A 22,537-nucleotide genomic window follows, 5' to 3' on the forward strand; every position below is an offset into this window, starting at 1 on the left:
GGCTTTGTGTTTTACGGGCTTGGTATCTTAATGATGGAAACATGGCAAGAGTTAAAAGTTACAGTTAAGCGTGAGGGAGAGGAATTGGTTTCCAATCTCTTGATTGAGCTGGGGGCGCAAGGTGTTGCGATCGAGGACAGTATGGACTATGTGGGGAATGTGGATCGATTTGGTGAGATATTCCCAGAGGTCGAGCAGCAAGAAGAAATCGTGGTGACAGCCTATTATCCCGAAACAGTTGATGTAGTAGCAGTTGAGGCGGATTTGCAGGCTCGTCTCCTAGAATTAACTGAGTTTATGGATTTGGGTGAGGTCAAGATGGGCACGACTGCCTTGGCTGAGGAAGACTGGGCAGACAACTGGAAGAAATACTATGAGCCAGCTCGCATCACTCACGACTTGACCATTGTGCCGTCCTGGACGGACTACGAGGCGGCTGCTGGAGAAAAGATTATCAAACTGGATCCAGGCATGGCTTTTGGGACTGGAACGCATCCAACGACCAAGATGAGCCTTTTCGCCTTGGAGCAGGTTCTTCGTGGCGGCGAAACGGTGCTTGATGTAGGAACTGGTTCAGGTGTTCTTTCTATTGCCAGCTCGCTTCTGGGTGCCAAGGAAATCTTCGCCTATGACCTGGATGATGTGGCGGTTCGTGTCGCTCAGGAAAATATCGAGCTCAACCCTGGCATGGAAAACATCCATGTTGCTACTGGAGATTTGCTCAAGGGTGTGGAGATTGAAGCAGATGTCATTGTGGCCAATATCTTGGCGGATATTCTCATTCATCTGACAGATGATGCTTATCGTTTGGTCAAGAACGAAGGCTACCTGATCATGAGTGGGATTATCAAGGACAAGTGGGACATGGTGCGCGAGTCAGCTGAGTCAGCTGGATTTTTCCTTGAAACCCACATGATTCAAGGGGAATGGAATGCCTGTGTCTTTAAGAAGACCAAGGATATTTCTGGTGTGATTGGAGGCTAGCATGCAGCAGTATTTTGTCAAAGGCAGTGCAATCTCTCCTGTAACTATCGAGGACAAGGAAACCATCAAGCATATGTTTCAGGTCATGCGGCTGAAAGAAGAGGATGAGGTGACCTTGGTCTTTGATGATGGCATCAAGCGTTTGGCGCGCGTGATAGATGTGGAAGCGCGTCAGTTTGAGTTGGTCCAAGAATTAGCGGACAATGTGGAACTGCCCGTTCAAGTCACCATCGCATCTGGATTTCCCAAGGGAGACAAGCTGGAGTTTATTACTCAGAAAGTAACAGAACTAGGCGCTAGCCAAATCTGGGCCTTTACTGCTGATTGGTCAGTTGCCAAATGGGACGGCAAGAAACTAGGCAAGAAAGTCGAAAAACTAGAAAAAATCGCCCTTGGAGCAGCCGAACAAAGCAAACGTAATATCGTTCCAAGTGTCAAACTTTTTGAGAAAAAAGCAGACTTTCTAGCGCAACTGGATCAGTTCGACTCTATCGTAGTGGCTTACGAAGAATCAGCAAAAGAAGGAGAAGCCGCTGCGCTCCTGCAAGCAGTCACAGGTCTTGAAAAAGGAGCCAAATTGCTCTTTATCTTTGGTCCAGAAGGCGGTCTCTCACCTACAGAAATCGAGAGTTTTGAAGCTAAAGGAGCCGTTTTGGCGGGACTTGGTCCTCGCATCTTGCGAGCTGAAACAGCACCACTTTACGCTTTATCAGCTCTTAGCGTATTATTAGAATTAGAGAGATAAGAGGAAGAAAATGGAACAAAAACACCGTTCAGAATTTCCAGAAAAGGAACTTTGGGATTTAACCGCCCTCTACCAAGACCGTGAGGATTTCTTGCGTGCGATTGAAAAGACTCGCGAAGATATCAACCAATTTAGCCGTGACTACAAGGGCAATCTTCATACGTTTGAGGAGTTTGAAAAGGCCTTTGCAGAATTGGAACAAATCTATATCCAGATGAGCCATATCGGCAATTATGCCTTTATGCCTCAGACGACAGACTATAGCAATGAGGATTTTGCTAATATCGCCCAAGCTGGAATGGACTTTGAAACAGATGCCAGTGTAGCTCTTACCTTCTTTGATGATGCCTTGGTGGCAGCAGACGAGGAAGTCTTGGATCGTTTGGGTGAACTGCCCCATTTGACGGCAGCTATTCGTCAGGCAAAAATCAAAAAAGCCCACTATCTAGGTGCTGATGTGGAGAAGGCCTTGACCAATCTCGGTGAAGTTTTCTATAGTCCACAGGACATCTATACTAAGATGCGAGCCGGAGACTTTGAAATGGCTGACTTTGAAGCCCATGGCAAGACCTACAAAAACAGCTTTGTAACTTATGAGAATTTCTACCAAAATCATGAGGATGCAGAGGTGCGTGAAAAATCCTTCCGTTCTTTTTCAGAAGGACTTCGTAAGCACTAGAATACAGCTGCGGCAGCCTACTTAGCTCAGGTCAAGTCAGAAAAACTCTTGGCAGATATGAAGGGGTATGACTCAGTCTTTGATTATCTCCTAGCTGAGCAAGAAGTAGATCGTGCCATGTTTGACCGTCAAATTGACCTCATCATGAAGGATTTTGCGCCAGTTGCTCAGAGATACCTCAAGCATGTTGCCAAGGTTAATGGTCTTGAAAAGATGACTTTTGCAGACTGGAAATTGGACTTGGATAGTGCTCTTAATCCTGAAGTGACTATTGACGACGCCTATGATTTGGTTATGAAGTCAGTAGAACCTTTGGGTCAAGAATATTGTCAGGAAGTTGCTCGCTATCAAGAAGAACGCTGGGTGGACTTTGCTGCTAACAGTGGCAAGGATTCTGGTGGATATGCGGCGGACCCATATCGCGTGCACCCTTATGTCCTCATGAGTTGGACAGGCCGTTTGAGCGATGTCTATACTTTGATTCATGAGATCGGGCATTCTGGTCAATTTATCTTTTCTGACAATCATCAAAGTTACTTCAATGCCCACATGTCAACCTACTATGTCGAAGCGCCATCAACCTTCAATGAATTGCTTCTCAGTGACTACTTGGAGCACCAGTCTGATGACCCACGTCAAAAACGCTTTGCCCTTGCCCACCGCTTGACAGACACCTACTTCCATAATTTCATCACCCACCTCTTGGAAGCAGCCTTCCAGCGTAAGGTTTATACATTGATTGAGGAAGGGGAAACCTTTGGAGCAAGCAAGCTCAACAGCATTATGAAGGAAGTCTTGACAGATTTCTGGGGAGATGCTATTGAGATTGATGACGATGCAGCCTTGACTTGGATGCGCCAAGCTCACTACTACATGGGCTTGTATAGTTACACTTACTCAGCTGGACTTGTTATCTCGACTGCGGGTTACCTCCATCTGAAACATTCAGAAACCGGAGCTGAAGATTGGCTCAATCTTCTTAAATCAGGTGGCAGCAAGACACCGCTTGAGTCAGCCATGATTATCGGAGCGGATATCTCAACAGACAAACCACTCCGTGATACCATCCAATTCCTGTCAGACACAGTTGACCAGATTATCGCCTACAGTGCTGAGTTGGGCGAGTAAGGGGATTTAGGATAAGGATATGAACAGAATTAAAAAATGGCTGGAGCAGGATCCCCAAAGAATGCATTTTATCAAAATTGGTCTAGTTTTGTTGGGAATCATTTTATTGATTGCTTTGCCTACTCTCTATCTTGTTTTGAGCGGAGTTGGTATTTGGTATTTTGTAAAGAAAGCACCAGATATTCGAAAAAGAAATCTAATGATAGGACTTTTCATTGTCAGTATTGCTGTAGTTTCTCTCCAAACTCCGACAGTCACAAAGAAAATTTCATCTTCTCAATCAGAAACTAAGCAGCCTGCGACATCTACTACTTCGACAGCTTCAACCACGGATACTTCATCTAGTATAGAGGAAGCAAAACGAATCGAAGAAGAGAAAAAAGCTAAAGAAAAAGCAGAAGAAGAGAGAATTGCCAAAGAAAAAGCTGCAAAGGAGTTGCAAGAAAAAGGTGAAACCTTAGTCAAACAATTAGAAGACAGTCAAGATGCGAGTCAAGTGAAGTCTGCTAAAGAAACAGTTAATCAGATTGAAAATAATGATAAAAAGACAGAGTTGCTTGATAGAATAGGTGCAGTTGAGTCGTTAATTTCTCAAAAAGAAGAAGAAAAAAGAGCTGCGCGTGAAGCTGAAACCAAAGCTCAACAGCAAGATAGAATTGTCTATGTTGCAGACCATGGGAAATCAAAAGTTTATTGGTATAGTAAGGATAGAATGCCTTCAAAAACGAATAAAGCCAACGTTGTTGAGATGACAGAGGCAGATGCAATTGCTGCAGGAAAACGTCCATCAAAAACAGAATAAGAAAGAAAGTCATCTAAGGATGACTTTTTGATAAGCTACTAGAAATGCAGAGGTGCTAGAGATGCGTAAAAAATTACAAAGAAAAGTGATAGAAGAAAAACCAAGCTATAGTCGAGAAGAAATTCAGTGGCTGCTTGAGCACTTGGGAGATCCCTCTCCAGAAATTCGAGATGAACTTGTTTTTACGAGTTTGGCTAGGGGGATTCAAGAAGAGTTGTTTTCCCTTGAGCAGTTTCAGTTTATCTCAGAAGAGGTCTCCTCTGATGAAGGTCTATACAAAGAGATTGATAGTAGAGGAGTTTCGACTCTTAAACGTTCTTTTAGGGCGCTTATTTATGCCAATCTTTTGTCTGCAGATGGTAACGAACACTCTCTTTTCTATAAAGGTTTAAAAACTGATATAAGAAATGCTATGCTATCTCAAGGTTTGTATTACCTTAAAAAAGAAAAGGATACGACAGGTTTTTCAAGTCAGTATGGTTGGGTTCACGCTTTTGCACATGGAGCGGATCTCTTGACTGAAGTCGTTTGTCATCCAGATTCTCCTAGTAACAGAGTTTCTGAAGCATTTGATGTACTGGGTCAACTATTTAAAAGAATTACCATTCGTTTTACAAATGATGAGGATTGGCGGTTAGCGAGAGTACTTTATGAACCCATTTTGCAAGTGAAATTAGGGCAAGAACAAGTAGCTTCTTGGATAAAAACGGTTGATTTTCCAATAGAAGAGAGGGAAGATTTTTATAAATTTTCCAATTTCAGATCCAGTCTGTTGGAAGTGTATATCCAACTTGATCAGAAAAATAGTTTACAAGATGCCTTGAAAGAAGCGATTCAATCCTTTCAATACTAAGTCCAAGCGAGTCGTTTCATGATTTTTAAATAACTTTCCAGTCAATTTTCTTGAAACCCTTTGCTTCTTTTGATAGACTAATACTTAGTTTGAAAAAAGGAGACTTATCATGAAAAAATTTGTTGCTGAATTAATCGGTACATTTATGCTTGTGTTCATCGGAACAGGAGCTGTTGTTTTTGGGAATGGTGTTGAAGGTGTTGGGCACCTTGGGATTGCTCTTGCTTTTGGTTTGGCAATCGTAGTTGCAGCTTACTCAATTGGGACGATTTCAGGTGCTCACTTGAACCCAGCGGTTTCGATCGCTATGTTTGTAAACAAACGTTTGTCATCTTCTGAGCTTGTAAACTACATACTTGGACAAGTAGTTGGAGCTTTCCTTGCGTCAGCTGCAGTATTCTTCCTCTTGTCTAACTCAGGCATGTCAACTGCTAGTCTTGGTGAAAATGCCTTGGCAAACGGTGTCACTGTCTTTGGTGGATTCTTGTTTGAAGTCATCGCAACTTTCTTGTTTGTCCTAGTTATTATGACTGTCACTTCAGCAAGCAAAGGTAATGGCGCAATCGCTGGTTTGGTAATCGGTTTGTCATTGACAGCCTTGATCCTTGTGGGATTGAACATCACTGGACTTTCAGTAAACCCAGCTCGTAGCTTGGCTCCTGCTGTCTTGGTAGGTGGCGCAGCCCTTCAACAAGTATGGATTTTCATCCTTGCCCCAATCGTTGGTGGTATTCTTGCAGCCCTTGTTGCTAAAAACTTCCTTGGAACAGAAGAATAATTGAAATTCAAAAAGCCTTGCTCCTCAGTTTGAGGAACAGGGCTTTTTCGTATCTGTTTAGCGGTTGTCAATTTTCTCTGGATAAAGGTCGTGTTGAAAGAGGCGTTGTTCTGCCAATCCTTCATACTTAGTTCCAGGTCTACCGTAATTGTAGTAAGGGTCGATTGAAATGCCCCCGCGCGGAGTGAATTTTCCCCAGACTTCTAAATAGCGAGGGTCGAGCAAGTTAACCAAGTCTTTCCCGATAGTGTTGATACAGTTTTCGTGAAAATCCCCATGATTTCGATAGCTAAAGAGATAGAGTTTGAGGGATTTTGACTCGACGCAGAGCTTGTCAGGAATGTAGGAAATATAAATGGTCGCAAAGTCTGGCTGAGCGGTGATTGGGCACAGGGAAGTAAATTCAGGACAGTTGAATTTGATGAAATAGTCATTTTCCACATGACGATTGTCAAAGGATTCGAGGACTTCTGGTTGATAGTCAAAAATGTAGGTAGTTTCTTTGTTGCCCAGTAGGCTTAGGTTTTTCATTTCTTCTTGTTGTGACATGATTTTTTCTTTCTAATTTTAAACACCACGTTGGTTGTCGTAGAGGAGGGTATGGAGTTGAGGAAGGACGCGGACATTGCCCCAGCTATCGTCAGCAGCGACACGTTCCCAGAGTTCTTTGAGGCGATCTAGTTGGTCTTGGACAATATTACCCGTAGCCTTGGGCTCAGGATTTCCTGCTGATAAGAAGAGGACATCTGGCTGGTAACGTTCTTGGATCCCTTTGGCAAAGGCTAAATCGGCATCATCAAAGACAGGGATTTTAAAGGTGACCTTGTCTGGATCTAGTTGGGAAACGATAAAGTCTAAGGTTTCGAAGTTGACTTCCATCTTGGATGAAGGAGGTTTGGGACTCAGAGTGACTTGGTCGATATCTTTTAACCAATTTTGCCAGCGGGAGCCTTGGGTCTCAACAGCCAGAGTGACACCACGTTCCTTGAGTTTGGTGACCAGCTCGGCCATGTTGGCTGCTAGGATAGCAGGATTTCCCCCAGATAGAGTTACATAGTCGTAGGTCCCCAATTTATCCAAGGCAGCAATGACCTCGTCAGCTGTCATACGAGTTGGTTTTTCAGAACCATCCCAAGTAAAGGCAGAGTCGCACCAGTCGCAGTGGTAGTCGCAACCTGCAGTGCGGACAAACATGGTTTTCTGCCCAATAGCACGGCCTTCACCTTGAAAGGTTGGACCAAAAATTTCCAGAACCGGTAGTTTGAGGACACGTTCCCTAGTCATCTAACCACTCCCGTCTAAACTCTGCAAAGGCGGTCGGAGTCTCATAGAGGCGAACGTATTCCAAACGGAGACCGCGCTCGTCTGGCAACTCTTGACTCATAGTTTGGAAAATCCAGTAAACCATATTTTCAGCAGTCGTGTTCATATAAGGCAGGGTTTCATTGAGATAGCGATGATCCAAATGGGGCTCTAAGTAGTCCTTGTAGATAGCTTTGATGTCTCCAAAATCGTAGGTCATGCCACGTTCATCTAAAAATCCACTAATAGCAATCTGCAGACGATAAGTGTGTCCGTGCAGGGATTTGCATTTTCCTTCATAGTGAAAGAGGTGGTGGGCAGCGTCGAAAGTGAATTCTTTTGAAACTAAGGTTCTGTGAGGATTGTAGACGAGAGACTCCCCAGTTTCCTGTTTGATTTCTTTAGGTGCGAAAAACATTAGCCCTCTCCTTTCTGTGAAAGATAAACATCTAAACCATGCTGACGTAGGTGGCAGGCTGGGCAATCTCCACAGCCACTTCCGATAATTCCGTTGTAGCAGGTCAAGGTCTTTTCACGAACATAGTCAAAGGCACCGAGTTGGTCGGCTAATTCCCAAGTTTCAGCCTTGTCTAGCCACATGAGAGGTGTTTGGATAACGAAGTCGTAATCCATGGCAAGGTTGAGGGTGACATTGAGAGATTTGACAAAGACATCACGGCAGTCAGGGTAGCCTGAGAAGTCTGTCTCGCAAACACCTGTCACGATGTCTTTAATACCACGTTGCTTGGCAAGAACCGCCGCAAAGGACAAAAAGAGGTGGTTGCGACCATCAACAAAGGTATTGGGAACCTCTCCCTCTTTTTGCTCGATTTCCATATCAGAGGTCAGGGCATTTTCAGTGATTTGTCCCAGCAGAGACATATCTAGGATGTGATGACGAATACCCTGTTCCTTAGCGATTTCTCTAGCAACTTGGATTTCGAGATGATGGCGTTGACCGTAGGCAAAGGTGACAGCTTCGACTGTTTCATAGTGTTCTTTAGCCCAAAAGAGGCAGGTTGTGGAATCTTGACCGCCACTAAAGACGACCAAGGCTGATTGACGTTTCATAGTACTCCTTCCAAAATGGGAAATGTTCAGAGCACGCAAAAAGCTCCCTTTAGGGGAGCTAAAAAATACCAAGTAGAGGTTTTTTTTAGCGATGGCATGTCCCAAACATCGTAATATTCTACCTACAGTCTAGCATATTTTTTGAAAAATGGCAAAGGGCAAGAAAAAAGAGACCTAAGTGCCTCTTTTATTAATTTTAAGTTATTTCTTGAATTCATTGATAGTGAGCTTCCTATATCTTGACATCAGTTGATTAATAGTGATAAACATGGTACAATGAAAGCGGATATAAAGATTGCGCAAGGAGGGAAAGAAAATGAAAAAAAATAAGCTATTGCTTGCTAGTGCGATTGTGATATCGCTTTTAATTCCAATGTCTCAAGTAAAGGCTGATTGGCATAGAGATAATATTGGTTGGTGGTATACATACCCTAATAGTTCGTATTATATCAGAGGTGCTCGAACTGAAATTGACGGAAAATGGTATAGGTTTGATAACAGAGGATATATGGTAACTGGCTGGCAATTAGATGAGTATACTAGTGGAGGCAAACTAGTAAAACAATGGAGTTATTACGATCCAGTGAATGGTGATTTAAAAACAGGCTGGCAAAATGTAGATGGGAAATGGTATTACCTTTATTCAGATGGTCTACGCGGGGGTATGCATAATATAGGTGGAAAACAATATTATTTTGACTCAGTTACTTACGAGATGAAAACGGGTTGGATGTTATTAGAAACTCCTGATCCAAGTTGGTATTATTTCGATCCTGTCAGCGGAGCACTACCAGAAGGTTGGAAAAATATAGATGGGAAATGGTATTACTTTAAATATTCTGCACTTAAAGGCTCACACAAAATAGACGGAAAATTTTATTATTTTGACCCAGTTAATTGTGATATGAAAACGGGTTGGGTGTTATTAGAAGATTCAAATGGTAAATCAATATGGTATTATTACGACCCAGAAAGTGGAGAACGATTGTCAGGTTGGCAAACGATAGATGGGAAAACGTATTGCTTTGACGAATTTGGTAAGGCATTTGTAGGTCGGTGGATATTATTAGATGGAAAACAATATTATTTCGACCCAGTTACTTTTGAGATGAAAACGGGTTGGCTTGAGTTTAACGGAAGTAGATATTATGCAGATCCTAACGATGGTGGTGCATTTGCAAGTAATAAAACTCTAATTATAGACGGTGTTTCTTATACATTCAGTAGTGGTGGCTCTGTTATCAATAATGAGCCTTAATTGATTAACGCCTCAAAAGTTGGATTATTTCTAACTTTTGGGGTCTTTTTTACTTTGAGAATAATGGTACGATCTATGATTTTAGGAAGTAAGTATATGGATTAAAAAAATTTTAAAGGTCACTGACAAATTAAGGTGAAACTAAATCCTTTAGAGTCGCTTTATATCAAGAAATATAGGATTTCAATTTCTTCTTTATTCTGCTAAAAAATTATAGTAGGGTGTATCAATGTCTTCCCTACAATCGGGATTAACATATTTACCACCATTTAATACACTTCTATAATAATCATCAAACTCATCACTCTGAAATATACTCGTTTCTTTTTCCACTTAAAACCGTCATCCTTAATTCATATCTAGCTACTCTATGTCATAAAATCATCGTTTTAAAAATCAACTAATCCTCAGATTAATCATGTTATACAACTTAATAGTCCAAATTAGGTAAACAATAATGAAACGATCAACTTCTTTGAACTAACTGATTTTGATCATAAAAAATATAAAAACCTCCTCTTATAGAGTCATTATTTATGTTCAAGTTCAAAGGTTTTATTAACTTTCCGAAAAATATAAATTTTTTCGGAAAAAAGAACTGTATATATTTGGATAAAATCCACTGATTTACCACTTGACCCTTCTATTAATAAGTTGTACACTATGAATATATGTTACTGTGTAGAGATTATTAAGATGAAGAGAGATATGGATTTATATCGTTTGATACTTTTTAAAATTGAGGATGAATATAGATCAACTGGGTTGTCTAATTTACAAATTGACGGATATGATATAGAGACAATAGCCTATCATTGCGACTTGTTGTTTGAAGCAGGATTAATAAAAAGTTATAAACCAACGTATGCTAATGATGGAATCTATTTTTTAGTGTCGGTGCTTTGACTTGGGAGGGGCATGATTTTCTAGATAAAATAAGAGAAAACACTATGTGGAATAGGACTAAGACTAATATCAAAGAAAATGCTCTACCTATGACTTTGGAAGTAATTAAAAGTGTAGCAACCAGTTTTATAAATTCTCAGCTAAGTAAATATTTAGATGGCTCTTTATAGGAATAATAAATTTCCCTATTCCAAACAAATTTATTCAATTTTTTTGAAATAAAAAAGCAGTACTAGTCTGCTAAATTTTGATGTAAAGTTATTTATAGATTACTTGAAATCAAACCGTGTCAAACCAGGTTTTAAGTTTAATAAAGTATTTTTGGAAAATCTAGACACTGTATGAATCTCTACCTTTTTCTCTACCTTTTTTCCGCAGACGCTTATAAAGTCTATCAGAATAAGCTTTGTAAGAGTATAAGTTAATTTTTACAGAAGTGAAGTAAGCATTCAATACGAATCAATACATAAGAAAAACGCTGATTTCAAGCGTTTTTTCTTTTTGCCAAATGCAATATATTGCACTGTATTTCAATTCAAACTCTACCTTTTTTGGATAAATTGTAAAATATAGTGTAACAAAAAAAACACCCCAAAAGTTAGATTTTTTGTCTAACTTTTGGGATGCAGTTCAAATTCTTATCTCTTTTTATTTTAAATTAAAATGTAAAATCAATGGAAAAGTCAGAATTATAATTTTCAATTAGGAGTATCTTGAATTATTTCACTCAACAATTCCGGCCATCTTTGTAGTACTTCTTTACCTATTATTACTTCATCCACAAGGCCAATATTTAATACGTCAACAAGCCTACATAAATAAGATTTACCTTGTTTCCACCACGTATGGTATGAGTCTATAAATAATACATGATGACGAATTCCTTGTTCCTTAGCGATTTCTCTAGCAACTTGGATTTCGAGATGATGGCGTTGGCCGTAGGCAAAGGTGACGGCTTCGACTGTTTCATAGTGTTTTTTGGCCCAAAAGAGGCAGGTTGTGGAATCTTGACCGCCGCTAAAGACGACCAAGGCTGAATGACGTTTCATAGTACTCCTTCTAAAATGGGAAATGTTCAGAGCACGCAAAAAGCTCCCTTGAGGGGAGCTAAAAAATACCAAGTAGAGGTTTTTTTAGCGATGGCATGTCCCAAACATCGTAATATTCTACCTACAGTCTAGCATATTATTTGGAAAATGGCAAAGGGCAAGAAAAAAAGAGACCAAATAAAGCACTTGGTCTCTCGTGTGATTAGCTCAATTCAGCAACGATGGCCTTGATTTGTTCCGCAGTATGAACACCTGCAACTTGTTTCACCACTTGGCCGTCTTTTTTGAAGAGAAGAGTTGGGATAGACATGATTCCAAAAGCACGAGCTGTGTTTGGATTTTCATCAACGTCCATTTTAACGATTTTCAAGACATCTTCTGAAAGTTCTTCAGATAATTTATCCAAGATTGGACCTTGCATACGACATGGACCACACCAAGTTGCCCAGAAGTCTACCAAGACCAATCCGTCTTTTGTTTCTTGTTCAAATGTTGCATCTGTAATTGCTTTTGCCATTGTATTTCTCCTTTTTAATTATATTGGCTTAAATCTTGTTTCATGAGATAGAAGAAGACATCTCCATAAGTCCCATGGTAGTCCAAATCATGACCATTATAGGTTAATTTTTGAACTGGGTAATAGTCTGCGACACCGATAAGGCAAGCTTGTTGAGAACGTTCAAAGTCTTCGTAAGACTCGAAAGTCATGGTTCTCTCTTGTTTGCTGGTGTCTAGATAGGTAATTTCGATCATATAAAACTCCTTTGTTCAATCTTGACTTTATTGTACTCCTTGAAAAGAGGAATGTCAAGAAAAATGATTGCGCACGCAACTTTTTTAAAAAATACTTATTAAGGCAAGAAATCAAGACAGGTTTTCAATCTTTCTTCGACGGCTTTTTGTAGATAAGCCAGGGTTGTTTGTCCCTCGTCAGTCAGGCAGATAAAACTAGCCCGTCTATCCTGGTCGCAACATCTGCGACTAAGCAAGCCACAGTTTTTCTCTTCTAACCTAGCCACCATTCGAGAAACAGCGCTTGGGCTGAGATGGAGTTTATCTGGCAGGTCAATTTGTCGTAGAGATTTTTCTTGGGCTAGATTCAGATAGTAGAGAAGGTAAAACTCTTTCAAGTTCAGCCTTTGTTCACTCTGCTGGGCAATAGTTTCTTCCAACAAGGCTTCCATTTCCTTTTGACGACGGTTGTAGTCAAACCATTTTTCTAAGTAGGTCATTGCTTTCTCCTTTCTTTTCAAAGTAAAAATCACAAAATCATGACTGACTGTCTTCCTAACACAAGATGATTGCGCATGCAATTATTATACTACTTTTAACTAATCCTTGCAAGAAAGAAGAATTTCAATATTTCCTTGAAATTTTCTGAAAAAAGAGTAAACTGGTATGCAAGAAGTTTATTTCATGGAGTTTAGGATGAAATTATATGTTCAATTAATGATTCTCTTTGTGATTTCTCTAATCGGTGAGGGAATCTCCAGTTTCTTTCATCTGCCCATCCCAGGCAGTATTATCGGTTTGATTATTCTCTTTCTAGCCTTACAGTTCAAGTGGCTAAGGACCAGGCATGTCAACATGGTCGGAAATTTCTTGCTGGCCAATATGACTATTCTCTTTTTGCCGCCAGCAGTGGGTATCATGGAAAAGTTCGATGTGATTGCTCCTTATCTCTTGCCCATTGTCTTGATTGTCTTTTTTGCGGCTGTCATCAACATTATCCTCATCGCCCTAGTGGTTCAGTTTATCAAAAGACGGTTTGAGGGAGATTATGAGAAAGGAGATGCCAAATGAGCGAATTTGTATCGAATCCTCTGTTTGGGATTGCATTATCTATCCTAGCTTATCTAGTGGGAATGCTGATTTACAGACGTTTTCCCCATCCTTTGACAACACCTTTGCTTTTGTCAGCAATTTTTATTATCATCCTTCTTAAGGCGACGGGTATTTCTTACCAAGATTACTACCAAGGTGGGGTTTATCTGAATAATTTGATTGTCCCATCGACAGTGGCTCTAGGGATTCCGCTTTATAAGAGTTTTCACTTGATGAAGCACCATGCTCGGAGTATTCTCTTTGGTAGTCTGCTAGCAGTAGTGGTCAATACTAGCTTCACTGCCATAGTAGCGAAAATATTTGGTATGGACTTTTTCCTAGCCATTTCTCTCTTTCCAAAGTCAGTAACAACCGCTATGGCAGTGGGGATTACAGAAAAATTGCAGGGTTTAACGACTGTGACCCTGGTCGTCGTAGTAGCGACTGGGATCTTAACCAGTGTGATCGGACCAACCCTTTTGAAGTGGTTGAAAATTGACGACCCAGTAGCTGTTGGTCTTTCTCTTGGAGGAACAGGCCACGCAGTTGGAACGGGGACGGCTTTTCAGTACGGGTCTGTAGCAGGAGCTATGGGTGGCTTGGCAATCGGTGTCACTGGTATTCTTTATGTTTTTGTCAGCCCTCTTGTAGCCAGTTTGATATTGAGTTAAAGTATAGAAAACCCAGCTCTTGTAAGCTGGGTATTTTTTATTGCAAATTAACCTTGTTTTTCAAGATATAGTAGGTACCGAGATAGTAGATAGCTGATAAAAAGAGATCGCGCAGAATTTCTGTACCAATCATCATGTTAAAGTCATTTTCAATTCGGAAGAAGAGAGAAACATAACCAATGACGATGGCAATGACGATATAGGCTAGAATTCCCATAGCTGTTCGATACTCATTAAAGAGTTGTCCGATTGAGATGGAGAGGTAAATGGATAAAATCCATGTAATCGAACCGACAAATAGTGATAGGGCATACAGCCAGCCGTAGCTGAGGTAAGGGGAAATGAAGTTATAGAGGACAGTGAAGTCTTTTTCTATTGGTGTTAAGAAGAAGATAATCAATACACTCAAGATAAAGACGATATAGCTTAAGATGGACCAGACAAGACCACCTAAAAGTTTTGCGATGATGATTTGATGCTCAGAGACAGGCAAGGTTAGGGTCAAGTACCCTTGGCGGTCATAAACACTCCCCTTGAATCTTCGGATGATTAAAAAGATTGTTGCAATCCAAAGAGTGACGCTGAGTCCTCCAAAGACTAGTACCAAAAAGAAGATGAAATAAACAGCATTGTTAGAATTGTAACTCTGGCTAAGGCTACCAAGAAAAGCTCCAATTAAAACTGAAATTGCAAGCACAGCTCCATAGAGCGCTAAATACCATTTATTGACATTCTTAAATTCATAACGAACTAGATTCCAAAACATAATAATCTCCTTTGCTTAGGCTTTAAATTCCTGGCGGAAGAGCTGGTCAATTGATTCACCTGACTCGTAACGAATATCATCAACATTTCCTTGGCGGACGACTGTTCCGTCTTTGAGGAAGATAATCTCATCCAAGATTGGCTCAATATCTGAAATCAAGTGGGTTGAAATCAGTACCGTAGAGGTTGGTGAGTAGTTGTTGATGATGGTGTTGAGGATATAATCACGGGCAGCTGGATCCACACCTCCGATTGGTTCGTCAAGAACATAGAGGCGGGCTTCACGGCTCATAACGAGGATTAGTTGGACCTTTTCCTTGTTTCCTTTTGATAATTTCTTTAAGCGACTATTTTCATCAATGCCAAGGTCTGCAAGCAGATGTTGGGCGCGTTCAAGATTGAAATCCTGATAGAAGGTTTTAAAGTAAGTCAGGGCTTCTTTAACCTTCATTTGCTCATTGAGATAAGTTGTGTCTGGTAGATAAGAGACAATTGCCTTGGTAGCAGGACTTGGATCCTGTCCGTTAATGAGGACACGTCCTTTGTCTGGCTGAAGGAGACCGTTAATCAGTTTGATCAAGGTTGTTTTTCCGGATCCGTTTGGTCCGAGGAGCCCGACAATCTTTCCAGCTGAGATCTCTAGTGAGATATTGTCAAGTGCCGCAGTTGCTCCATATGATTTTGATACATTTTCAAGTGCTAGTAGTGTCATAGTCTTAAACTCCTTTAATATAGTCGCTTAATACATTTGGCAGTTCTTCTTTTTTGTAGCCAAATTGAAGCATGCAAGAGACGAAGTGTTGCAGTTGCTCCTCGGAAAGTTGTTTACGGGACTGAACGATGAGGTCCAAATCCTCGGTGACAAAACGACCAGTTGTTCGCTTGCTGTATACAAATCCTTCACGTTCAAGGTCAGACAAGGCGCGCTGAATGGTATTGGGATTAACCCCAGCCTCGCTCGCCAAATCTCTCACAGTAGGGAGCTGTTGGTTGGATTCCAGTTCATGGGAAACAATCTGTAGTTTGATTTTTTCCATAATCTGTAAATAAATGGGTTTTGTATTATCAAATGACCAGGACATCATAGTCTCCTTTCTTTATCTTTGTTGTTCTAATTAAATAATACAATAAAACAAAAAACTTGTCAAGTAAAAATAAGAATTGTTTTGGGAATTGATCAAAAAATGGTATAATGAAAAGAAAACGACAAGGAGGGAAATGCATGCGTTGTCCAAAATGTGGGGCTACCAAGTCTAGTGTTGTTGATAGTCGACAGGCCGAAGAAGGAAATACCATCCGTCGAAGACGTGAGTGCGACGAGTGTCAGCATCGTTTTACAACCTATGAACGAGTAGAAGAAAGAACGCTGGTTGTCGTCAAAAAAGACGGTACGCGAGAACAATTTTCGAGAGATAAAATCTTTAATGGGATTATCCGCTCAGCCCAGAAGCGTCCTGTGTCAAGTGATGAAATCAACATGGTGGTCAATCGTATTGAGCAAAAACTCCGTAGTCGCAGTGAGAATGAGATCCAAAGTGAATACATTGGGTCCTTAGTCATGGAAGAATTGGCAGAGCTGGATGAGATTACCTATGTTCGTTTTGCCAGTGTTTACCGTAGCTTTAAGGATGTTAGTGAGTTGGAGAGCCTGCTCCAGCAAATCACCCAGTCCTCTAAAAAGAAAAAGGAAAAATAGATGAAACCAAATGACCGTTTTTCTTTTCTAAAGAATAATCGGGTGTCGCAAGATACCTCTTCTCTGGTGCAGTGCTACCTCCCGATTATCGGTCAGGAGGCACTGAGCCTCTATCTATATACCATTACCTTTTGGGATGGTGGGCAAAAAGAACACCTCTTTTCCCATATTCTCAACCACTTAAACTTTGGCATGCCGACCTTGCTTCAATCCTTTAAAATTTTATCTGCTTTGGATTTGTTGACCCTTTATCAAAGGGGAGAAACTTATGAATTACAGCTTCATTCTCCCCTCTCCAGTCAGGATTTTTTAAGTCATTCTGTCTATAGTAGATTATTAGAGAAAAAGATTGGGGATACAGCTGTTTCTGCTATGAAGCAGGTTCCAAGTGAGGGAGAAGCACTCTCTGTTTCTTTGAGCCAAGTCTTTCCAACCCTGACTGAAGAAGTGACACCAAGCGAGTCTAAAAGCAAGTTAAAAAATGATTTTGACTTGGAACATTTCCAGCAGCTGATGGCTCGAGATGGCTTGCGTTTTGAAGATGAGCAAACGGATGTTTTGGAATTGTTTGCCATCGCAGATGAAAAAAAATGGACTTGGTTTGAAACCTATCAATTAGCTAAGGCGACTACAGTGGCTCAGGTTATTTCAGTCAAACGCATGCGTGAAAAGATAGCGCAAAAACCAGCGTCTTCTGACTTTAGCCCCAAAGAAATGACCATTATCAGGGAAGCCAAAAATAAAACTCCCCTGGAATTTTTAGCCGAAATCAAACAAACACGTAAAGGAAACATCACCCAAAGTGAAAGAGAACTCCTTCATCAGATGGCGTCTTTAGGCTTGTTGGACGAAGTCATCAATATCGTCTTGCTTTTAACCTTTAACAAGGTTGATTCGGCAAATGTCAATGAAAAATATGCCATGAAGGTCGCAAATGACTATGCTTATCAAAAAATTCGGACAGCAGAAGAGGCTGTGCTTCGGATTCGAGAGCGTCAGCAAAAAGGACAAGAAGAACAGAAAAACAAGGTCAGCTCAATTAAGACAAATGTTCCTAAGTGGAGTAATCCAGAATACAAGAATCAAACCAGTGAGGAAACTCGTCTGGAACTAGAACGCAAAAAACAAGAAATGTTAGCCCGATTAGAAGAAGGAGGAGACTAGATGGAAAGTGTTGGTGATGTAATCAAACGTCAGACAAGTCGTTTTCAGTATCAGGACTTGGTCCAGCAGATTATGAAGGACCCTGATGTAGCGGCTTTTATCCAGAAAGAATCCCTCAGCCAAGAGGAGTTAAATCGTAGCATTTCCAAGTTCAACCAATATATCACAGAACGGGATAAGTTTCTTCGTGGGGATGCTGACTATATAGCTCGTGGCTACAAGCCTATCTTGGTCATGAATCATGGCTACGCGGATGTATCTTATGAGGAAACACCAGAACTAATCGCGGCTGAAAAAGAAGCGGCCATCAAGAATCGTCTCAAGTTGATCAATCTACCAGCAAGTCTCAAGAAAGCGAAATTGGCTCAGATTGACCTAGATGACTTAGGACGTTTGCCTATTTTTGAAAGACTCTATGCCTTTGTTGACCTTTACCCAAGTATCCGAAAAGGTCTCTATCTTTACGGAGATTTTGGTGTCGGTAAGAGTTTCATGATGGCAGCCCTGGCTCACGACTTATCTGAAAAACGTGGTGCTTCAACAACCATTCTCCACTATCCAAGTTTTGTCATTGATGTAAAACATGCCATCGGTGAAGGATCTGTGAAGACCTTGGTGGATGACATCAAGTTAGCAGAAGTCTTGGTCTTGGATGATATTGGTGCAGAACAGTCTACCCCTTGGGTGCGTGATGAGATTCTCCAAGTCATTCTCCAGTACCGCATGCAGGAAGATTTGCCGACCTTCTTTACTTCCAACTTTAATTTCCAAGATTTGGAAAAACATTTTGCCAAAGGAAAGAATGGAAATGATGAGACTTGGGAAGCTAGACGGGTTATGGAACGGATTCGTTATTTGGCTGAGGAAACAAGACTAGAAGGAGAGAATCGCCGATGACAGAAACCATTAGACTAATGAAAGCTCATACTTCAGTTCGTCGCTTTAAGGAGGAAGAAATTCCTCAAGAACACTTAAATGAAATCTTGACTGCTGCTCAAATGGCGTCATCTTGGAAAAATTTCCAATCCTACTCTGTGATTCTTGTGCGTAGTCAAGAGAAGAAAGATGCCCTATACGAACTGGTTCCTCAGGAAGCCATTCGCCAGTCAGCAGCCTTTTTGCTTTTTGTCGGTGACTTGAACCGAGCTGAAAAGGGAGCAAGCCTTCATACGGACAGTTTCGAACCTCAAGGAGTGGAAGGTCTCCTTATCACGTCTGTGGACGCTGCGCTTGCAGGGCAAAACACCTTGCTTGCAGCAGAGAGTCTGGGATATGGTGGTGTTATCATCGGTTTGGTCCGTTACAAGTCAGAAGAAGTGGCAGAGCTTTTTAATTTGCCTGACTATACCACCCTGTTTTTGGGATTGCCCTTGGCGTGCCAGATCAACAACACGATGTCAAACCAAGACTGCCTTTGAACCAAGTGGTATTTGAAGAAGAATACCAAGAACAACCAGTTGAAGCGATTTCGAACTATGACCAAGTGCAGGCAGACTATGCTGGTGCGCGTGCGACAACCTCTTGGAGTCAGCGTTTGGCAGAGCAGTTTGGTCAAGCCGAACCTAGTTCAACTCGGAAGAATCTAGAACAGAAAAAGTTATTGTAGAAAGTGAGAAAACATGGCCTTACCAACTGTTGCCATTGTAGGACGTCCCAATGTTGGGAAATCAACCCTATTTAACCGAATCGCTGGTGAGCGAATCTCAATCGTAGAAGATGTCGAGGGTGTGACACGTGACCGTATCTATGCAACGGGTGAGTGGCTCAACCGTTCTTTCAGTATGATTGATACTGGAGGGATTGACGACGTCGATGCTCCCTTCATGGAGCAAATCAAACACCAAGCAGAAATCGCTATGGAAGAAGCTGATGTCATCGTCTTTGTGGTGTCTGGGAAAGAAGGAATCACAGATGCAGACGAGTACGTAGCCCGCAAACTCTATAAAACCCATAAGCCTGTTATCCTTGCTGTTAACAAGGTTGACAATCCCGAGATGCGAAATGATATTTTTGATTTCTATGCGCTAGGATTGGGCGAACCGCTGCCAATTTCGTCTGTCCACGGTATCGGTACGGGTGATGTGCTGGATGCCATTGTGGAAAATCTACCACACGAAGTTGAAGAAGAAAATCCAGACGTGATTAAATTTAGCTTGATTGGCCGTCCTAACGTTGGAAAATCAAGTTTGATTAACGCTATTTTGGGAGAAGATCGCGTGATTGCTAGTCCAGTAGCTGGAACAACGCGTGATGCCATTGATACCCATTTTACAGATACGGATGGACAAGAGTTTACCATGATTGATACGGCTGGTATGCGTAAGTCAGGTAAAGTCTACGAAAATACAGAAAAATACTCTGTCATGCGTGCTATGCGTGCCATTGACCGTTCAGATGTTGTCTTGATGGTCCTCAATGCCGAAGAAGGTATCCGTGAGTACGACAAGCGTATCGCAGGTTTTGCCCACGAAGCGGGTAAAGGAATGATCATCGTGGTTAACAAATGGGATACTCTTGAGAAAGACAACCACACCATGAAGAACTGGGAAGAAGATATCCGTGAGCAGTTCCAATACCTGCCTTACGCACCGATTGTCTTTGTTTCAGCTCTAACCAAGCAACGTCTCCACAAATTGCCTGAGATGATTAAGCAAATCAGCGAAAGCCAAAACACGCGTATCCCATCAGCTGTCTTGAACGATGTCATCATGGATGCCATTGCTATCAATCCAACACCGACAGACAAAGGAAAACGCCTCAAGATTTTCTACGCAACCCAAGTGGCAACCAAGCCACCAACCTTTGTCATCTTTGTCAATGAAGAAGAACTCATGCACTTCTCTTACTTGCGTTTCTTGGAAAATCAAATCCGCAAGGCCTTTGTCTTTGAAGGAACCCCGATTCACTTGATCGCAAGAAAACGCAAGTAAGCCTTGCATATTTTTCAATAAGAATAACTTAAAAGAAGGCTAGTATGTCTTCTTTTTTTCTATAAAATAGGTGAAAAAATCCTGTCCAATAGAAGGGAAAATCTGTCATCAAAATTCAATCATTTTCTTAACTTTTGTAACCTATTTGTAATGAAAATGCACTTTCTTTGTAAAAATCAAAATGCTATAATTCCTTAAATCAATTTTCCTTTATCAGGGAGGTTATTATGAAAAGAATCAAATTATTTAAAAATAGTTTGTTGGTTCGCTTGCTTGGATTGCTGATGGTCTTTCTATTCTTGTCAGCATTCACAGCACCTGAAAAACCAGAGTACGGAATCTATGATCCCAATCACTATCTGACTGATGATACAATCAGACTGATCCAAGGCTTGAATAAGGTAAATAGTCAAAAAGCAGAAAAATTCCAAGTGGGCGTTTACGTTGTGAAAAGCCTGGATGGAGAAACAATCGAAACTGTAGCTAACGAAACAGCTAGAGCTTGGAAGATTGGCTACTCGGGAGACAACAACGGCGCCTTGATTGTGGTCGCTGTTGAGGATAGAAAATCACGGATTGAAACCAGTAATAATGTGGCCAGTAAGATCACGGACTATCAGACCAATAGATTTTTGAAAACAGCACGACCTTACTTTCAAAAGGGAGACTACAGCAATGGAGTTCTTTCTATAGCAAACAATCTCAACTACATGTTTTATAGTGGATCGAGTACGACTGCTTCAAGTTCTAAAAGTAGTTACGACTATGCTACTAATTCTAGTCGTCTAAAAGAAATTGAAAAATATACCGCTGAGAGTCGATCTTCGAAACAGCATCGAAAAAGCAGTTCGAGCGACGGAGTTATCGGATTTGGAGTTCTCATTTACTTTATCGTGATGATTATCGGATTTCTATTTGGTGGTCGTGGTGGCGGTTCACGTGGAGATGATTCTGGCGGTGGCTGGTGGGGCGGTGACTCATCAGACTCAGGTTCCTCTTGGTCTGATTCGGGCTCCTCTTGGTCTGACTCAGGCTCCGACTCATCTGGAGGCTGGGACGGCGGTGGCTTTGATGGCGGTGGTTCGTCTGATGATTGGTGAATGATCATATATTGCTCAAACCGATTTCTCCATACAGTAAGGTGACTCCTTTGCAAGAGTTCACTCCTTAATTAAAAATAAAAACAAAGTTTGGGAAATTGATTTAAAATCTGAGTATTTTCTCAGAAAAGTTGATAAAAGAAAGTGTTAAGGTTTTGATATGAAACAAAATAAAGTAATTCTCTCAATAGTGGCGATCTTTTTTGGACTACTAGTTCTGGGAAGTTGTTCCGCAGTGACGACCTATAATGGTCTGGTTGGTGAACAGACTAAAGTGGAGCAGGCTCAGGCCGATGTTTCGACAGCCCTCCAACGTCGTTCGGACTTGATTGGTAACTTGGTGGAGTCCGTTAAAGGACAAATGAATCATGAAACCGAAGTCTTTACCAAGATTGCTGATGCTAGAGCTAAAATCGGTAGTAGCTCAGTAACTTCGGAAGAAAACCAAAAGGCTCAGGGAGAATTGAGCTCTGCTCTTTCCCGCTTGATTTCCTTGACGGAGAATTATCCAGAACTCAAGAGCAATCAAAATGTTGAGCAACTAATGGTCGAACTTTCAGGAAGTGAAAATCGTATCTTTGTAGCACGCAAGGATTATAATAAGGTCGCAGCTGAGTACAATCAAAAGTTGAGAAGTTTTCCAACCGTGCTTTTTGCGAATATGATGAACTTTAAAGAAGCTGAAACCTTTAAAGAAACAGAAGAAGCCAAGACAGTTCCTAAGGTCGATTTTGGAACATCTTCATCAAGTCAATAAAGTGAATCAGCCTATGAATAAAGTAATTTTTCTAGTATGACTAGTGATTTCAAATCCGAACCTGGAAAGCTTTTT

General features: G+C 41.1%; 27 protein-coding genes and 2 pseudogenes. 18 read left to right on the forward strand and 11 right to left on the reverse strand.

Annotation, left to right across the window (positions count from 1 at the left end; genetic code table 11):
- Positions 1–33: 33 nt before the first annotated feature.
- The 6 genes and pseudogenes from prmA (at position 34) to I2H52_RS00470 (ending at position 5,969) form a co-directional block, all read left to right on the forward strand.
- On the forward strand, positions 34–984 hold the full coding sequence (gene prmA, locus I2H52_RS00445; protein ID WP_324252957.1) for a 50S ribosomal protein L11 methyltransferase: 951 nt from the start codon (positions 34–36) through the stop codon (positions 982–984).
- 1 nt (position 985) lies between these two features.
- Positions 986–1,729 carry a 16S rRNA (uracil(1498)-N(3))-methyltransferase gene (locus I2H52_RS00450; RefSeq protein WP_195593648.1) on the forward strand — a complete coding sequence of 248 codons (744 nt, stop codon included), beginning with the start codon at positions 986–988 and terminating at the stop codon, positions 1,727–1,729.
- Between the two features lie 10 nt (positions 1,730–1,739).
- Positions 1,740–3,536: pseudogene (pepF, locus tag I2H52_RS00455) on the forward strand (oligoendopeptidase F).
- A 19-nt stretch (positions 3,537–3,555) separates the two neighbouring features.
- Positions 3,556–4,338, forward strand: coding sequence for a deoxyribonuclease (locus I2H52_RS00460; protein WP_195593650.1), 783 nt, complete (start codon positions 3,556–3,558; stop codon positions 4,336–4,338).
- 61 nt (positions 4,339–4,399) lie between these two features.
- Positions 4,400–5,191 (forward strand): DUF2785 domain-containing protein, encoded by a 792-nt coding sequence (locus I2H52_RS00465; RefSeq protein WP_096422630.1) that lies wholly within the window; start codon positions 4,400–4,402, stop codon positions 5,189–5,191.
- Positions 5,192–5,300: 109 nt separating this feature from the next.
- Positions 5,301–5,969: an MIP/aquaporin family protein gene (locus I2H52_RS00470; protein WP_096422628.1), complete on the forward strand. Its 669-nt coding sequence runs from the start codon at positions 5,301–5,303 to the stop codon at positions 5,967–5,969.
- A gap of 57 nt (positions 5,970–6,026) precedes the next feature.
- Here I2H52_RS00470 and queF read toward each other — a convergent pair whose 3' ends face one another.
- Genes queF through queC form a run of 4 tightly spaced genes read right to left on the reverse strand, consistent with a single transcriptional unit; the run spans position 6,027 to position 8,342 of the window.
- A complete protein-coding gene (queF, locus tag I2H52_RS00475) occupies positions 6,027–6,518 on the reverse strand; it encodes a preQ(1) synthase (protein ID WP_000082591.1) in 492 nt (163 codons plus the stop codon).
- Positions 6,519–6,536: 18 nt separating this feature from the next.
- Positions 6,537–7,253, reverse strand: a complete 717-nt coding sequence (queE, locus tag I2H52_RS00480; protein ID WP_007521137.1) for a 7-carboxy-7-deazaguanine synthase QueE — start codon at positions 7,251–7,253, stop codon at positions 6,537–6,539.
- Complete coding sequence (queD, locus tag I2H52_RS00485) at positions 7,246–7,689, reverse strand: 6-carboxytetrahydropterin synthase QueD (protein ID WP_007521140.1); 444 nt, start codon at positions 7,687–7,689, stop codon at positions 7,246–7,248. Before queD ends, queE begins: the two co-directional genes overlap by 8 nt.
- Entirely contained in the window at positions 7,689–8,342 is a 654-nt protein-coding gene (queC, locus tag I2H52_RS00490) for a 7-cyano-7-deazaguanine synthase QueC (protein WP_000828773.1), read from the reverse strand. The genes queD and queC overlap by 1 nt, the downstream gene beginning before the upstream one ends.
- Positions 8,343–8,658: 316 nt before the next feature.
- Here queC and I2H52_RS00495 point away from each other — a divergent pair, with 316 nt between their 5' ends.
- The 3 genes from I2H52_RS00495 to I2H52_RS09850 all read left to right on the forward strand — a co-directional run bounded on the left by I2H52_RS00495 (position 8,659) and on the right by I2H52_RS09850 (position 10,676).
- Entirely contained in the window at positions 8,659–9,600 is a 942-nt protein-coding gene (locus I2H52_RS00495; RefSeq protein ID WP_045616781.1) for a cell wall-binding protein, read from the forward strand.
- Positions 9,601–10,308: 708 nt separating this feature from the next.
- Complete coding sequence (locus tag I2H52_RS09845; protein ID WP_158001798.1) at positions 10,309–10,506, forward strand: DUF2513 domain-containing protein; 198 nt, start codon at positions 10,309–10,311, stop codon at positions 10,504–10,506.
- Positions 10,503–10,676, forward strand: coding sequence for a DUF2513 domain-containing protein (locus tag I2H52_RS09850; RefSeq protein ID WP_080619118.1), 174 nt, complete (start codon positions 10,503–10,505; stop codon positions 10,674–10,676). Before I2H52_RS09845 ends, I2H52_RS09850 begins: the two co-directional genes overlap by 4 nt.
- A 528-nt stretch (positions 10,677–11,204) precedes the next feature.
- Here I2H52_RS09850 and I2H52_RS09780 read toward each other — a convergent pair.
- The 4 genes from I2H52_RS09780 to I2H52_RS00520 form a co-directional block, all read right to left on the reverse strand.
- Positions 11,205–11,555, reverse strand: a complete 351-nt coding sequence (locus I2H52_RS09780) for a DUF7687 domain-containing protein (RefSeq protein WP_007521147.1) — start codon at positions 11,553–11,555, stop codon at positions 11,205–11,207.
- 202 nt (positions 11,556–11,757) lie between these two features.
- A complete protein-coding gene (gene trxA, locus I2H52_RS00510; protein ID WP_001029581.1) occupies positions 11,758–12,072 on the reverse strand; it encodes a thioredoxin in 315 nt (104 codons plus the stop codon).
- A gap of 14 nt (positions 12,073–12,086) precedes the next feature.
- Positions 12,087–12,308 (reverse strand): DUF4649 family protein, encoded by a 222-nt coding sequence (locus tag I2H52_RS00515; RefSeq protein WP_000570266.1) that lies wholly within the window; start codon positions 12,306–12,308, stop codon positions 12,087–12,089.
- A gap of 98 nt (positions 12,309–12,406) precedes the next feature.
- Positions 12,407–12,787: a MarR family winged helix-turn-helix transcriptional regulator gene (locus I2H52_RS00520; RefSeq protein WP_195216872.1), complete on the reverse strand. Its 381-nt coding sequence runs from the start codon at positions 12,785–12,787 to the stop codon at positions 12,407–12,409.
- Between the two features lie 196 nt (positions 12,788–12,983).
- Between I2H52_RS00520 and I2H52_RS00525 the strand changes: the two genes are divergently transcribed.
- Both I2H52_RS00525 and I2H52_RS00530 read left to right on the forward strand, forming a co-directional pair.
- The gene (locus I2H52_RS00525) at positions 12,984–13,358 is read left to right on the forward strand and encodes a CidA/LrgA family protein (RefSeq protein ID WP_000781325.1); all 375 of its coding nucleotides are present in this window, start codon (positions 12,984–12,986) and stop codon (positions 13,356–13,358) included.
- A complete protein-coding gene (locus tag I2H52_RS00530; protein WP_195216869.1) occupies positions 13,355–14,050 on the forward strand; it encodes an LrgB family protein in 696 nt (231 codons plus the stop codon). The genes I2H52_RS00525 and I2H52_RS00530 overlap by 4 nt, the downstream gene beginning before the upstream one ends.
- Positions 14,051–14,087: 37 nt before the next feature.
- Here the strand turns inward: I2H52_RS00530 and I2H52_RS00535 are convergent, their stop codons facing one another.
- Genes I2H52_RS00535 through I2H52_RS00545 form a run of 3 tightly spaced genes read right to left on the reverse strand, consistent with a single transcriptional unit; the run spans position 14,088 to position 15,897 of the window.
- Positions 14,088–14,816, reverse strand: a complete 729-nt coding sequence (locus tag I2H52_RS00535; protein WP_000498776.1) for an ABC transporter permease — start codon at positions 14,814–14,816, stop codon at positions 14,088–14,090.
- Positions 14,817–14,831: 15 nt separating this feature from the next.
- On the reverse strand, positions 14,832–15,527 hold the full coding sequence (locus I2H52_RS00540) for an ABC transporter ATP-binding protein (RefSeq protein ID WP_049537142.1): 696 nt from the start codon (positions 15,525–15,527) through the stop codon (positions 14,832–14,834).
- 4 nt (positions 15,528–15,531) lie between these two features.
- The gene (locus I2H52_RS00545) at positions 15,532–15,897 is read right to left on the reverse strand and encodes a GntR family transcriptional regulator (RefSeq protein ID WP_167265239.1); all 366 of its coding nucleotides are present in this window, start codon (positions 15,895–15,897) and stop codon (positions 15,532–15,534) included.
- A gap of 140 nt (positions 15,898–16,037) precedes the next feature.
- Here I2H52_RS00545 and nrdR point away from each other — a divergent pair, with 140 nt between their 5' ends.
- The 7 genes and pseudogenes from nrdR to I2H52_RS00580 all read left to right on the forward strand — a co-directional run bounded on the left by nrdR (position 16,038) and on the right by I2H52_RS00580 (position 22,462).
- Positions 16,038–16,511: a transcriptional regulator NrdR gene (gene nrdR / locus I2H52_RS00550; protein WP_001203678.1), complete on the forward strand. Its 474-nt coding sequence runs from the start codon at positions 16,038–16,040 to the stop codon at positions 16,509–16,511.
- Positions 16,512–17,675, forward strand: a complete 1,164-nt coding sequence (locus I2H52_RS00555; protein ID WP_195593652.1) for a DnaD domain protein — start codon at positions 16,512–16,514, stop codon at positions 17,673–17,675.
- Complete coding sequence (dnaI, locus tag I2H52_RS00560; protein WP_195593654.1) at positions 17,676–18,572, forward strand: primosomal protein DnaI; 897 nt, start codon at positions 17,676–17,678, stop codon at positions 18,570–18,572.
- Positions 18,569–19,281: pseudogene (locus tag I2H52_RS00565) on the forward strand (NADPH-dependent oxidoreductase). Before dnaI ends, I2H52_RS00565 begins: the two are co-directional and overlap by 4 nt.
- Before the next feature lie 13 nt (positions 19,282–19,294).
- Entirely contained in the window at positions 19,295–20,605 is a 1,311-nt protein-coding gene (gene der, locus I2H52_RS00570) for a ribosome biogenesis GTPase Der (protein ID WP_045616786.1), read from the forward strand.
- A gap of 227 nt (positions 20,606–20,832) precedes the next feature.
- Entirely contained in the window at positions 20,833–21,705 is an 873-nt protein-coding gene (locus I2H52_RS00575; RefSeq protein ID WP_195593656.1) for a TPM domain-containing protein, read from the forward strand.
- 160 nt (positions 21,706–21,865) lie between these two features.
- On the forward strand, positions 21,866–22,462 hold the full coding sequence (locus I2H52_RS00580) for a LemA family protein (protein ID WP_000812473.1): 597 nt from the start codon (positions 21,866–21,868) through the stop codon (positions 22,460–22,462).
- The last annotated feature ends 75 nt before the right edge of the window (positions 22,463–22,537 follow it).

The sequence above is a fragment of the Streptococcus oralis genome (assembly GCF_015561235.1).
Classification (GTDB): domain Bacteria; phylum Bacillota; class Bacilli; order Lactobacillales; family Streptococcaceae; genus Streptococcus; species Streptococcus oralis_BK.

Excerpts from the sequence above, each read along its gene's own strand:
- dnaI (WP_195593654.1), top strand. The coding sequence starts at position 17,676 with ATGGAAAGTGTTGGTGATGTAATCAAACGTCAGACAAGTCGTTTTCAG.
- I2H52_RS00530 (WP_195216869.1), top strand. The coding sequence starts at position 13,355 with ATGAGCGAATTTGTATCGAATCCTCTGTTTGGGATTGCATTATCTATC.
- der (WP_045616786.1), top strand. The coding sequence starts at position 19,295 with ATGGCCTTACCAACTGTTGCCATTGTAGGACGTCCCAATGTTGGGAAA.
- I2H52_RS00495 (WP_045616781.1), top strand. The coding sequence starts at position 8,659 with ATGAAAAAAAATAAGCTATTGCTTGCTAGTGCGATTGTGATATCGCTT.
- I2H52_RS00580 (WP_000812473.1), top strand. The coding sequence starts at position 21,866 with ATGAAACAAAATAAAGTAATTCTCTCAATAGTGGCGATCTTTTTTGGA.
- queF (WP_000082591.1), bottom strand. The coding sequence starts at position 6,518 with ATGTCACAACAAGAAGAAATGAAAAACCTAAGCCTACTGGGCAACAAA.
- queE (WP_007521137.1), bottom strand. The coding sequence starts at position 7,253 with ATGACTAGGGAACGTGTCCTCAAACTACCGGTTCTGGAAATTTTTGGT.
- I2H52_RS00575 (WP_195593656.1), top strand. The coding sequence starts at position 20,833 with ATGAAAAGAATCAAATTATTTAAAAATAGTTTGTTGGTTCGCTTGCTT.
- prmA (WP_324252957.1), top strand. The coding sequence starts at position 34 with ATGGAAACATGGCAAGAGTTAAAAGTTACAGTTAAGCGTGAGGGAGAG.
- I2H52_RS00555 (WP_195593652.1), top strand. The coding sequence starts at position 16,512 with ATGAAACCAAATGACCGTTTTTCTTTTCTAAAGAATAATCGGGTGTCG.
- I2H52_RS00540 (WP_049537142.1), bottom strand. The coding sequence starts at position 15,527 with ATGACACTACTAGCACTTGAAAATGTATCAAAATCATATGGAGCAACT.
- I2H52_RS00450 (WP_195593648.1), top strand. The coding sequence starts at position 986 with ATGCAGCAGTATTTTGTCAAAGGCAGTGCAATCTCTCCTGTAACTATC.
- I2H52_RS00545 (WP_167265239.1), bottom strand. The coding sequence starts at position 15,897 with ATGTCCTGGTCATTTGATAATACAAAACCCATTTATTTACAGATTATG.
- I2H52_RS00460 (WP_195593650.1), top strand. The coding sequence starts at position 3,556 with ATGAACAGAATTAAAAAATGGCTGGAGCAGGATCCCCAAAGAATGCAT.
- I2H52_RS00470 (WP_096422628.1), top strand. The coding sequence starts at position 5,301 with ATGAAAAAATTTGTTGCTGAATTAATCGGTACATTTATGCTTGTGTTC.
- I2H52_RS09845 (WP_158001798.1), top strand. The coding sequence starts at position 10,309 with ATGGATTTATATCGTTTGATACTTTTTAAAATTGAGGATGAATATAGA.
- I2H52_RS09780 (WP_007521147.1), bottom strand. The coding sequence starts at position 11,555 with ATGAAACGTCATTCAGCCTTGGTCGTCTTTAGCGGCGGTCAAGATTCC.
- I2H52_RS00465 (WP_096422630.1), top strand. The coding sequence starts at position 4,400 with ATGCGTAAAAAATTACAAAGAAAAGTGATAGAAGAAAAACCAAGCTAT.
- nrdR (WP_001203678.1), top strand. The coding sequence starts at position 16,038 with ATGCGTTGTCCAAAATGTGGGGCTACCAAGTCTAGTGTTGTTGATAGT.
- queD (WP_007521140.1), bottom strand. The coding sequence starts at position 7,689 with ATGTTTTTCGCACCTAAAGAAATCAAACAGGAAACTGGGGAGTCTCTC.
- I2H52_RS00515 (WP_000570266.1), bottom strand. The coding sequence starts at position 12,308 with ATGATCGAAATTACCTATCTAGACACCAGCAAACAAGAGAGAACCATG.
- I2H52_RS00535 (WP_000498776.1), bottom strand. The coding sequence starts at position 14,816 with ATGTTTTGGAATCTAGTTCGTTATGAATTTAAGAATGTCAATAAATGG.
- queC (WP_000828773.1), bottom strand. The coding sequence starts at position 8,342 with ATGAAACGTCAATCAGCCTTGGTCGTCTTTAGTGGCGGTCAAGATTCC.
- I2H52_RS00520 (WP_195216872.1), bottom strand. The coding sequence starts at position 12,787 with ATGACCTACTTAGAAAAATGGTTTGACTACAACCGTCGTCAAAAGGAA.
- trxA (WP_001029581.1), bottom strand. The coding sequence starts at position 12,072 with ATGGCAAAAGCAATTACAGATGCAACATTTGAACAAGAAACAAAAGAC.
- I2H52_RS00525 (WP_000781325.1), top strand. The coding sequence starts at position 12,984 with ATGAAATTATATGTTCAATTAATGATTCTCTTTGTGATTTCTCTAATC.